10 protein-coding genes are annotated in these 9,359 nt (G+C 69.4%); 6 read left to right on the top strand and 4 right to left on the bottom strand.

All coding sequences use genetic code 11. The features are described 5' to 3' along the window. The first annotated feature begins 2 nt into the window (after positions 1–2). The 5 genes from QM638_RS08470 to QM638_RS08450 all read left to right on the top strand — a co-directional run bounded on the left by QM638_RS08470 (position 3) and on the right by QM638_RS08450 (position 3,881). On the top strand, positions 3–119 hold the full coding sequence (locus QM638_RS08470; RefSeq protein ID WP_415141520.1) for a hypothetical protein: 117 nt from the start codon (positions 3–5) through the stop codon (positions 117–119). Between the two features lie 308 nt (positions 120–427). Next, positions 428–760: a thiamine phosphate synthase gene (locus QM638_RS08465; protein WP_415141519.1), complete on the top strand. Its 333-nt coding sequence runs from the start codon at positions 428–430 to the stop codon at positions 758–760. Positions 761–768: 8 nt separating this feature from the next. After that, a complete protein-coding gene (gene thiD, locus QM638_RS08460; RefSeq protein WP_415141518.1) occupies positions 769–1,497 on the top strand; it encodes a bifunctional hydroxymethylpyrimidine kinase/phosphomethylpyrimidine kinase in 729 nt (242 codons plus the stop codon). Then, positions 1,494–3,188, top strand: a complete 1,695-nt coding sequence (gene thiC / locus QM638_RS08455) for a phosphomethylpyrimidine synthase ThiC (RefSeq protein ID WP_415141517.1) — start codon at positions 1,494–1,496, stop codon at positions 3,186–3,188. The genes thiD and thiC overlap by 4 nt, the downstream gene beginning before the upstream one ends. A gap of 57 nt (positions 3,189–3,245) precedes the next feature. Continuing rightward, positions 3,246–3,881 carry a DUF1707 SHOCT-like domain-containing protein gene (locus tag QM638_RS08450; protein WP_415141516.1) on the top strand — a complete coding sequence of 212 codons (636 nt, stop codon included), beginning with the start codon at positions 3,246–3,248 and terminating at the stop codon, positions 3,879–3,881. Between the two features lie 118 nt (positions 3,882–3,999). On the opposite strand, the gene QM638_RS08445 is transcribed toward QM638_RS08450, so the two are convergent. From QM638_RS08445 to QM638_RS08430, 4 genes are read right to left on the bottom strand one after another with little or no spacing between them, the layout of a single operon-like run. Further along, positions 4,000–5,226: an ABC transporter ATP-binding protein gene (locus QM638_RS08445; protein ID WP_415141515.1), complete on the bottom strand. Its 1,227-nt coding sequence runs from the start codon at positions 5,224–5,226 to the stop codon at positions 4,000–4,002. A gap of 32 nt (positions 5,227–5,258) precedes the next feature. Further along, positions 5,259–6,119, bottom strand: a complete 861-nt coding sequence (locus QM638_RS08440; protein WP_415141514.1) for a carbohydrate ABC transporter permease — start codon at positions 6,117–6,119, stop codon at positions 5,259–5,261. Between the two features lies 1 nt (position 6,120). Continuing rightward, a complete protein-coding gene (locus tag QM638_RS08435) occupies positions 6,121–7,059 on the bottom strand; it encodes a carbohydrate ABC transporter permease (RefSeq protein ID WP_415141513.1) in 939 nt (312 codons plus the stop codon). Further along, on the bottom strand, positions 7,056–8,351 hold the full coding sequence (locus QM638_RS08430) for an extracellular solute-binding protein (RefSeq protein ID WP_415141512.1): 1,296 nt from the start codon (positions 8,349–8,351) through the stop codon (positions 7,056–7,058). The genes QM638_RS08435 and QM638_RS08430 overlap by 4 nt, the downstream gene beginning before the upstream one ends. Positions 8,352–8,626: 275 nt before the next feature. Between QM638_RS08430 and QM638_RS08425 the strand changes: the two genes are divergently transcribed. After that, on the top strand, positions 8,627–9,359 hold a 733-nt coding region (locus tag QM638_RS08425), incomplete at its 3' end, for an ABC transporter ATP-binding protein (protein ID WP_415141511.1).

The raw sequence follows: 9,359 nt of genomic DNA, 5'->3' as shown, positions 1-9,359 counted from the left end.
CGATGGCGCGGGCGCTCCGCTGGGCGGTGTCGGCCGGACGTGCCGCGCGCGGCGCCGATCGGATCCCGCGTCGGGCGGTCGCCCGGGCGTCGTCGCCGATGGCGGGCCGGATCCGATGAGCGTGCCGGAGCGGCCGCGGGTGTCGTTGCCCCGACTGCTGCTGCTCACCGATCGGTCCCAGCTCCGCCTCGGCCGGAGTCTGCTCCGCACCGTCGGTGAGTGCGTCGAGGCCGGTGCCACCCACGTCGTACTCCGTGAGCTCGACCTCCCCGCGGATCGTCGCGAGGCCCTGGCGGACGCCCTTGCCGGTGCCGGCGCGCAGGTGATCGCCGCTCACCGGCCGCTGTCCGCGGCCGTGGGATGGCACGCGCCGGCCGCGTGTCACCCGTCGTTCGAGGCACCGGCAGCCCGTTGCGACGCACGGGCCGTGCCTGGACCGGGGTGGGACAGGTGGCGGGGCCGCTCCTGCCACACCCGGGGTGAGGTCGCCCGGGCGGCGGTCGACGGGTTCGACTACGTCACGCTCAGCCCGTACGCCGCCAGCGAGTCCAAGGCCGGCTACGGACCGCCGCTCGGGGCGGGTGCGCTCGCCGGGCACCCGCTGCCGGTCTTCGCACTCGGCGGGATCGGGCCGCACAACGCCGCCCACGCCCTCGCCGAGGGTGCCGACGGGGTGGCGGTGATGGGGGCGGTGATGCGAGCCGAGGAGCCGGCGGCCGTGGTGACCGCGCTGCTGGCGTGCCTCCGGGACCCGGCATGACACCGCCGGTGTGCCTGACAGTCGCCGGCAGCGACTCGGGTGGCGCGGCCGGCGTCGCCGCCGACCTGGCCACCTTCGCGGCGCTCGGCGTGCACGGCGCCTGCGTCATCACCGCCGTCACCGCGCAGGACACCACCGGTGTCCACAGGATCCATCCGGTGCCGCACGAGGTGGTGGTGGCCCAGCTGGACGCGGTGCTGGCGGACCTGGATCCGGCGACGGTCAAGACCGGGATGCTCGCCGACCCGCGGGTGGTCCGGCTGGTGGCCGAGCGCTGCGCCGACCGGGTGCTGGTGGTCGACCCGGTGCTGCGCGCCACCTCGGGTGCCATCCTCGCCGACGATGCGGTGCTCCGGACCTACCGACGGCACCTGTTGCCGGTCGCATGCGTCAGCACCCCCAACGCCGAGGAGGACGAGGCCCTCGGCTGGCGGGGCACCCCGGTGATCCGGACCGGCGGCGGCGCCGCCGATCTGCTCCTGCGTCCGGGTGTGGAACCGCTGTGGATCGAGCACGACCGGGTCGACACCACCAACGACCACGGCACCGGCTGTACCTACTCGGCGGCCCTGGCCGCCTTCCTCGCCCAGGGCCACGAGCTGCCGGTCGCGGCCCGCCGAGCCGGCGGCTACACCGTCGACCAGCTCCGCCTGGGCAGCGACTGGGACCTCGGCCGCGGCCGAGGACCGATCGCGCACCTTCATCCCACATCGCTCACCGGAAGGGGAACCGCATGACAGTCCATCCCGCTCACACCCGCATCGAGGTGGGGGACCTCGGGGTCCCGGTCACCCGGGTCACGCTGACCAACGGCGAGACGTTCGACCGCTACTGCACCGAGGGTCCGGGCGGCGATGCCGAACGCGGCCTGCCGGCGCTGCGCGAGCCGTGGATCCTCGAGCGCGGAGACACCGCCGGCTACCGGGGCCGGGCGGTCGAGCCGGCCGACGACGGTGGATCGGCGCCGCGCCGGGGCGCCGTACGCCGGGAGTGGCAGGGGGTACGCCGCGAGCCCCGCCGAGCCCACCCGCCCGGACCGGCCGGGACTGGCCGCTGCACCCAGCTGCACTACGCCCGGCGTGGCCTGATCACCGCCGAGATGGCGTACGTCGCCCAGCGGGAGGGGTGCCCGGTCGAGCTGGTCCGCGACGAGGTCGCCGCCGGCCGGGCGATCATCCCGGCCAACGTCAACCATCCCGAGTCCGAGCCGATGATCATCGGCAGGCGCTTCCTGGTGAAGATCAACGCCAACATCGGCAACAGCGCCGTCACCTCCTCGATCGCCGAGGAGGTCGACAAGCTCACCCATGCGGTCACCTGGGGCGCCGACACCGTGATGGACCTCTCCACCGGCGCCGACATCCACACCACCCGCGAGTGGATCCTGCGCAACTCTCCGGTGCCGATCGGCACCGTCCCGATCTACCAGGCGCTGGAGAAGGTCGGCGGCGAGGCCGACAGGCTCGACTGGGAGGTCTTCCGCGACACCGTCATCGAGCAGGCCGAGCAGGGCGTGGACTACATGACCGTCCATGCCGGCGTCCTGCTACGCCATGTGCCGCTCACCGCCGAGCGCGTCACCGGCATCGTCTCCCGCGGGGGCTCGATCATGGCCGGCTGGTGCCTGGCGCACCACCAGGAGAACTTCCTCTACACCCACTTCGAGGAGCTCTGCGAGATCTTCGCCGCCTACGACGTGGCCTTCTCCCTCGGCGACGGGCTGCGTCCCGGCTCGGTCGCCGACGCGAGCGACCGGGCCCAGCTGGCCGAGCTGCGCACCCTGGCCGAGCTCACCGAACGCGCTTGGGCCCACGACGTACAGGTGATGGTGGAGGGACCCGGCCACGTGCCGCTGCACCTGGTGAAGGAGAACGTCGACCTGCAGCAGGACTGGTGCCACGGGGCGCCGTTCTACACCCTCGGCCCGCTCGCCACCGACGTCGCACCCGGCTACGACCACATCACCAGCGCCATCGGCGCCGCCACCATCGCGATGCACGGCACCGCGATGCTCTGCTACGTCACGCCCAAGGAGCATCTGGGCCTGCCCGGTCGCGACGACGTCAAGACCGGGGTGATCGCCTACAAGCTCGCCGCCCACGCCGCCGACGTCGCCAAGGGGCACCCGGGCGCTCGGGAGTGGGACGACGCGCTCTCCCGCGCCCGGTTCGAGTTCCGCTGGCGCGACCAGTTCGCGCTCTCGCTGGATCCGGTGACGGCCGAGGCCTTCCACGACGAGACCCTTCCCGCCGAGGGCGCGAAGACCGCGCACTTCTGCTCGATGTGCGGCCCGAAGTTCTGTTCCATGGCGATCAGCCAGGACGTCCGCGACCGGTTCGCCGCCGACGGCATGCAGGCCCGGTCGGCCGAGTTCCTCCGGCTCGGCGGCACGGTGTACCTGGAGCCCGGCGACGCGACCGACCGCTGAGCCCGCTGAGCCTGCCGAGCCCGCCGGGGAGCCGCCGGGTCACTACCATGGGCGAGCATGGGAGATCTCGTGCCGGGCCAGCCCGGAGAGCCCGAACGGGCCGGGCAGTCGGGGCAGTCGGGACAACCCGCGGCGAACCTGCGGGTCGGCGACGCCGACCGGAATCGGGTCGCGGAGGTGTTGCGGGAGGCGGCCGGCGAGGGTCGGCTCGACCTGGCGGAGCTCGACGAACGGCTCGACGCGGTCTTCGCCGCCAAGACGTACGCCGATCTGGTGCCGCTGACCAGCGACCTGCCGGTCACCGGCTCCACCCCGACGCCCCCGGCCTCCGCGATCCCTGCCGCCTCGGTCAACCCGGCCGAGCGTCATCTGGCGATCTTCGGCGGGTTCGAGCGCAAGGGCGGCTGGACGGTCCCCGGCGAGCTGACGGTGCTCGCCTTCTGCGGCGGCGCCGACCTCGACCTGCGCGAGGCCACCTTCTCCCAGCGCGAGTGCACCTTCACCATCAACGCGATCATGGGCGGTGCCAGCGTCGTGGTGCCGCCGGGCGTCCGGGTCATCATGGACGGCGTCGGGATCCTGGGTGGCTACTCCGGGCCGCGAGGCCCCGAGGAGACCGGTCCTGGCTCGCCGACGCTGCGGATCAAGGGCTTCGCGATCATGGGTGGCGTCGACGTCAGGCGCAGGCGCTGAGTGCTTCGAGATCGAGTCGACCAGACCACTCGACCGAGGACGATCGGCGGTTCCCCCGCGACGACGCTGCCCTGTCACCGGGCCGGTGACAGGGCAGCGTCGCTCGACAGCACTCGCCTCAGGCGCTCTGGTCCTCCTCGGCGGCCCGGGCCGCCTCGACCGCCGGGATGGTGCCGGCGTGGTCGAGGTCGACGGTGAGGTTCTCGCCGCTGCCCGGGTCGAAGAGATGGATCTTCTCCGCGTTGACCCAGACCTTGACGGTGTCACCCTCGCTGAGCTGGGTGGAGCCGTCGAGGGTGATCACCAGCTGGGTGCGCAGCGACTCCCCGTCCAGGTCCCGCTCCAGCTCGGCCAGATGCTCCTGGACCTCCGGCGGGGCCTCGAACGGGATGTAGGCGTAGGTCTCGTTGCCCAGCCACTCCACCACGTCCACGGTCGCGTCGAAGGTGTTGGCGTCGGAGACGTCCCGAGCGCTCGGTGCCGCGGCGTCGGCGAAGTGCTCCGGCCGGACCCCGGCGATGAGCAGGCCCCGGCCGGTGGCCTTGGCGGCCTTGTCCGCGGGCAGCTGCACCTCGCCGAAGGGCAGCTTGAGCGTCGTACCCTCCACCGTGGCCGGCAGGAAGTTCATCGGCGGCGAGCCGATGAACCCGGCCACGAACAGGTTGCCCGGGTTGTCGTAGAGCTCGCGCGGCGTGGCCAGCTGCTGCAGCACCCCGCGCTTGAGCACCGCCACCCGGGTGCCCAGCGTCATCGCCTCGGTCTGGTCGTGGGTGACGTAGACGGTGGTGATGCCGAGCCGCTTCTGCAGGCGGGCGATCTCGGTGCGCATCTGACCGCGCAGCTTGGCGTCCAGGTTGGACAGCGGCTCGTCGAAGAGGAACGCGTCGGCGTCCCGGACGATGGCGCGGCCCATCGCGACCCGCTGTCGCTGGCCGCCGGACAGGTTCGCCGGCTTGCGCTGCAGGTGCTCGTCGAGCTCGAGGACCGCCGAGGCCTCGCGCACCTTCTGGTCCACCACGTCGTTCTTCTCCCCGGCCAGCCGCAGCGGGAACGCGATGTTCTCGTAGACGGTCAGGTGGGGATAGAGGGCGTAGTTCTGGAAGACCATCGCCAGCTTGCGGTCGCGTGGCGCCAGGTCGTTGACCCGCTTGCCACCGATCAGCATGTTGCCGGAGGTGATGTCCTCCAGGCCGACGATCATCCGGAGCAGCGTCGACTTCCCGCAGCCCGACGGGCCGACCAGGATCAGGAACTCGCCGTCCTCGACGTCGATGCTGACGTCGTTGACCGCAGGAAACCCGTCGCCGTACCTCTTGACGATGTGTTGCATCTCGATTGTGGCCATGTCTGCTCTCTTCGTTGCGACGTGTGGTCCGGTCAGCCCTTGACGGCACCGGAGGTGAGGCCGGTGACGATCCGGCGCTGGAAGATCAGCACCAGGATGACGACCGGGATGGTGACGACGACGGCGGCGGCACAGATCGCGCCGGTCGGCTGGGTGAACTGGCTGGCCCCGGTGAAGAAGGCCAGCGCGGCGGGGACGGTTCGGGCGTTCGAGGACGTCAGGTTCACCGAGAACACGAAGTCGTTCCACGCCGTGAAGAACGCGATGATCGCGGTCGTGAAGACCCCCGGCGCGGCCAGCGGTGCGACCACCTTGCGGAACGCCTGCCAGCTGGTGGCGCCGTCCACCTGGGCCGCCTGCTCCATCTCCCACGGGATCTGCTGGAAGAACGCCGACAGGGTCCAGATGGACAGCGGCAGCGTGAGCGAGAGGTACGGGATGATCAGGCCGGGGATGGTGTCGAACAGGCCGATCTGACGCCACAGGTTGAACAGCGGCGTCACCATCGCGATCACCGGGAAGAAGGAGACCGCCAGCGCGGTGGTCAGGATCGCCTTCTTGCCGGGGAAGTCGAGCCGGGAGATCGCGTAGGCGCAGAACGTCGCCAGCACGACGCTGATGAACGTCGCGATGAGACAGACGACGATCGAGTGCCACAGCGCCGGCATGAACAGGTCCTTCGCGCCGCCGGTGAAGATCAGCTTGTAGTTGGCCCAGCTGATGTCCTTGGGCCAGAAGTTCCCGAACGTGTTCAGCTCGGAGTTGCCGAGCGCGGCATCGCTCTTGATCGAGGTGGCGAAGATCCAGATGATCGGGATCAAGGTCCACAGCATGATCGGGATCGAGGCGACCCCGAGCCAGCCCTTCGCCCTGGCGCTGATGTTGCTCTCCATCTCAACTCCTCCCCGAACTCGTCAGATCGACCTTGAAGCCGCGCACGAAGACGAACGCGACGATCAGCACGATGATGAACAGGATCACCGCCAGACAGGAGCCCATCCCGATCTCGACCCGGTTGATGGTCTCGTTCCCGACCAGCATCGAGAGCGTCATCGTCTTGTTCGCCCCACCGGTCATCACGTACGGGTTGTCATAGATCCGGATGGCATCCAGTGTCCGGAACAACACCGCGACCATCAGCGCGGCCTTCATGTTCGGCAGCACGACCCGGATGAAGCGCTGCCACCAGGTCGCGCCGTCCACCTGGGCCGCCTCCTCCATCGAGGAGTCGATCTGGGAGAGGCCGGCCAGCAGCAACAGCGACATGAACGGCGTGGTCTTCCAGATCTCGGACAGGCAGATGATCGTCAGCGAGGACCAGCGCCCGCCGAACCAGTCGTAGTCGAGCGGGAAGCCACCGAAGCTGATCCAGTGCAGCCAGTGGTTGAAGAAACCGGTGTCGACCCGGGCGGCGTACAACCAGGAGAACGCCGAGACCACGGTGATGATGGCGTAGGGGATCAGTACGACGGTGCGCAGCGTCTTGCGGGGGATGACGATCTTGTTCATCACCATCGCCAGCGCCATGCCGAGGATCAGTTCGAAGACCAGCGTGATCGCCACGATGATGAAGGTGGTCACGAAGGCCTGCCAGAACAACGAGTCGCTCAGCGCCACCGCGTAGTTCTTCAAGAAGACGAACTTGCGGCCGTCCGGGTCGGTGAGCCGGTAGTTGAACAGCGAGAGATAGATGGCGTAGCAGATCGGGTACAGCGTGACGAAGAGCATGATCACGAACGCCGGTCCGGCCAGCCGCCAGCCGAGGTTGCGTTCGCCACGTGCGCGGTCGGAGATTCGCTTGACCGCCCCGAGGGCGTTGTCCACGGTGGTCATAGCAGCGCCTTTCCGTTGAGCACGTCGATCAGGAACTTCTGCGCCGTCGCCGGAGTGTTCTGGTTCACCGAGGAGGGTGGACTGAACTTCTGTTGGAGCCCGGTGGAGATGTCGCCGTAGTACTGCGACTGCGGACGCGGGACGGCGCGGTCCAGGCTCTTGCGGATCAGCGCGGCGATTCCGTTCGGGAACGCCTTCTTGACCTCGGCCCGGTCGAAGACGGTCTTGTCGCTTGCCGGGTTGCCGGTGCCGATCATGTACTCGGCCTGGTGGTCGGCGCTGGTGATGCAGGCCGCCGCCTGGTAGGCCTCGTCGATGTGCGAGCTCTTGGCGCCGACGGCCAGGTCGATGCCGCCGAACGGCGGGGCGGACTCGGTGCCGGCCACCGTCTGCGGGTAGAGCGTGGCCCCCACGTCGTCCATGAAGTCGACCGGTCCTCCGTCGGCGCCGGCAGTCTGCAGCGCGGCGTACACGTAGGGCCAGTTGACCAGGAACCCGCTGCTCGACTTGTTCTCGAACAGGTTCAGCGCGGCCGTCTCGTCCGAGCTCCCCATCGACGGACCACCGGTCTTGGTCTGGGAGATCTTGGCGATGATCGCCGCCGCCTTGCGGCCGGCGTCGGAGTCGAGGCCGAGCTCCAGGTCGTCGTAGGTGGCGCCGGGGTTCTTCACGATCTCGCCACCGGCGCCGGCGATCAGTGCGTTGATCCACACCGTGTAGCCCTCGTAGAGCATGGCCTGGACGCCGATGTCGGTGTTCGTCTTCTGTGCCGCGGCGATGAGCTGGTCCCAGGTGACCGGCTTGCTCATGTCCAGTCCGGCCTTCTCGGCGACGCTCTTGCGGTACCACAGCAACTGGGTGTTGGCCCAGAACGGTACGGCGACCAGCTTGTCGTTCCACTTCGCCGCGGTCAGCGCCGAGGCGACCCGGTCCTGGGTGAAGGTGGACTCCATGTCGGAGGGGACCGGGGCCAGGTAGCCGGCCTCGGCGAACTCCGGCACGTAGACGGGGTCCACGCTCATCAGGTCCATGCTGGAGTCGCCGGCAGCCAGGCGACGCAGCAGCTGGGTGCGCTGGTCGCTCGCGCTGTTCGGCAACAGCTGGACGCTGATGGAGTACGTGTCGGTCGAACATTCCTTGGCGAGCTGCGCCTGGCCGCCCCCGTTGGGGTCGGAGCCTCCGCCGTCGGGATTGATGTACCAAGTGAGCTCGGCCTTGCCCGAGCTCGAGCCGCAGGCGGCAAGCGTGGAACACGCCAGCGCCGCGGCGATGCCGGCGGCGATTCGTCTCACGCGTCGAGCACTCGTCATCCGCACCCCTCCCCGTTCAGTCGTGTGATCTGCACCACCGTCCTAGTCCATTCGCGCCACTTTGTCCACAGATGTCACAGCGGCGTCACCGGGCCGTGGAGATCGCGGACTCGGTCGGCAGATCCGGTTCGGGTCGAGCGGGGCGCGGTCATCGGCTACAGTGATCCTGGCCACACGGCGATCGTCGTCGAGATCTCGGGTGGCGCCCACTTCACTACGGATCGTCCGGCACGTACCTGCCGGTGAAGGAGCACGACATGGCATCAGTGACCTTTGACAAGGCCCAGCGCTGGTATCCGGGAGCCTCGGAGCCGGCGGTCCAGGGCATCGACCTGGAGATCGCGGACGGCGAGTTCATGGTGCTCGTCGGGCCGTCAGGCTGCGGCAAGTCCACGACCCTGCGGATGCTCGCCGGGCTGGAGGAAGTCAACGACGGGCGGATCCTGATCGGCGACCGGGATGTCACCAACGTCCCGCCCAAGGATCGCGACATCGCGATGGTCTTCCAGAACTACGCGCTCTATCCGCACATGAGCGTGGCGGAGAACATGGCGTTCTCGCTGAAGATGGCCCGCGTCGACAAGACCGAGCGCGACCAGCGGGTCCGGGACGCGGCCAAGCTGCTCGGGCTGACCGACTACCTCGAACGCAAGCCGAAGGCCCTCTCCGGAGGTCAGCGGCAACGCGTTGCCATGGGGCGGGCCATCGTCCGCCAGCCGCAGGTCTTCTGCATGGACGAGCCGCTGTCCAACCTCGACGCCAAGATGCGCGTGCAGACCCGTACCGACATCGCCAAGCTGCAGGCCGACCTCGGCATCACCACCGTCTACGTCACCCACGACCAGGTCGAGGCGATGACCATGGGCGACCGGGTGGCGGTGATGAGCGCGGGCGAGCTGCAACAGGTGGCCACCCCGCTGGAGCTCTACCGCAGGCCGGCGAACCTCTTCGTCGCCGGGTTCATCGGCAGCCCGCAGATGAACCTCATCG

This window comes from Nocardioides sp. (assembly GCF_047606145.1).
Classification (GTDB): Bacteria; Actinomycetota; Actinomycetes; order Propionibacteriales; family Nocardioidaceae; genus Nocardioides.
This window is presented reverse-complemented; position numbering and strand designations above follow the sequence as displayed.